This is a genomic window from Ideonella aquatica, assembly GCF_018069755.1.
Taxonomy (GTDB): Bacteria; Pseudomonadota; Gammaproteobacteria; order Burkholderiales; family Burkholderiaceae_C; genus Ideonella; species Ideonella aquatica.
The window spans coordinates 1-1215 of the sequence record NZ_JAGQDE010000056.1 but is presented as its reverse complement, the minus strand read 5'-3'; the positions used below and the strand labels follow the sequence as shown (position 1 = coordinate 1215).

2 protein-coding genes are annotated in these 1215 nt (G+C 63.8%); both read left to right on the top strand.

All coding sequences use genetic code 11. From position 1 onward, the window contains the following. Positions 1–54 precede the first annotated feature (54 nt). A complete protein-coding gene (locus KAK06_RS23975) occupies positions 55–369 on the top strand; it encodes a DUF1153 domain-containing protein (protein WP_210804699.1) in 315 nt (104 codons plus the stop codon). Then, the gene (locus KAK06_RS23970) at positions 366–1187 is read left to right on the top strand and encodes an IS3 family transposase (RefSeq protein WP_210804698.1); all 822 of its coding nucleotides are present in this window, start codon (positions 366–368) and stop codon (positions 1185–1187) included. Before KAK06_RS23975 ends, KAK06_RS23970 begins: the two co-directional genes overlap by 4 nt. Positions 1188–1215 lie beyond the last annotated feature (28 nt).

Below are 1215 nucleotides of genomic sequence, written 5' to 3'. Positions count from 1 at the left end.
ATGTATTGACCCAGTGAAAACCTGCTCAGGTGTTAATGTCGAAAGGAAGACACCATGAGTATGTTGATGGACGAAGAGATCAAGCGCTGGACGGCCAAGCGCAAGACGGCGTTGGTGCTGGAGATCATCCAGGGCAAGACCAGCGTTGCAGAGGCCAGTCGGACCTACGATTTGCCGCCCTCGGAGATCGAGGGCTGGATGGAGGACGGCCGCCGGGGCATGGAGAACGCCCTGAAGGCCAACCCCCAGGATGTGCGCGAGCAGTACGAGCGCCAGCTCAAGGACCTTCAGGAGGCCTACGGCGAAGCGATGCTGGAGTTGCGTGCCCGAAAAAAATTGCAGTCCCTGCTGGGCGAGGACGAGAAGTGATCGAGACGATCCACCAGGGACTGCAAGCCGACGGCATCACCGTCTCGATCAGCAAGCTGTGCAGGTGGTTCGACGTGCCCAGGCGCACGGTGTACTACCGGCCCGTCAAGGCAGCGCCCAAGGTGCAGGATCGGCTCGTGCAGCCCATCAAGGCCATGATTGAGGAGAACCCCTCGTTCGGCTACCGCACGGTGGCGCACCTGCTGGGGTTCAACAAGAACACGGTGCAGCGCATCTTCCAGCTCAAGGGCTGGCAGGTCAGACGCCGGCCCGTGGGCTTCAGACCCCGCATCCAGGTGCTGCCGTCGGTGGCCCAGGCGCCCAACGAGCGCTGGGCCACGGACATGTGCCGCGTCTGGGCAGGGCGCGATGGCTGGACCACGATGGCGCTGGTCATCGACTGCCACAGCCGGGAACTGCTGGGCTGGCATCTGTCGCGCAGCGGCCGATCCAAGACCGCCGAGGCGGCGCTGGAGCAGGCCCTGATCGCCCGCTTCGGCACACTGGGCCGGGTGCCGGCGCCGTTCCTGCTGCGATCAGACAACGGCCTGGTCTTCACCAGCCGCAGCTTCACGGCGCTGGTGCGCAGCTACGGCCTGAAGCAGGAGTTCATCACGCCCCACAGCCCGGAGCAGAACGGCCTGGTCGAGCGTGTGATCCGCACCCTCAAGGAGCAGTGCGTCCATCGTCACCGCTTCGAGTCACTGCAGCACGCCAGCCGACTGATCGGCGACTGGATCCACTTCTATAACCACCGGCGCCCTCATCAGGCGCTGAACATGAGGACCCCCGCTGAAGCTTATGCAATAGCGGCTTGAACTGAGCAGATTCCGCTGGGTCGATACA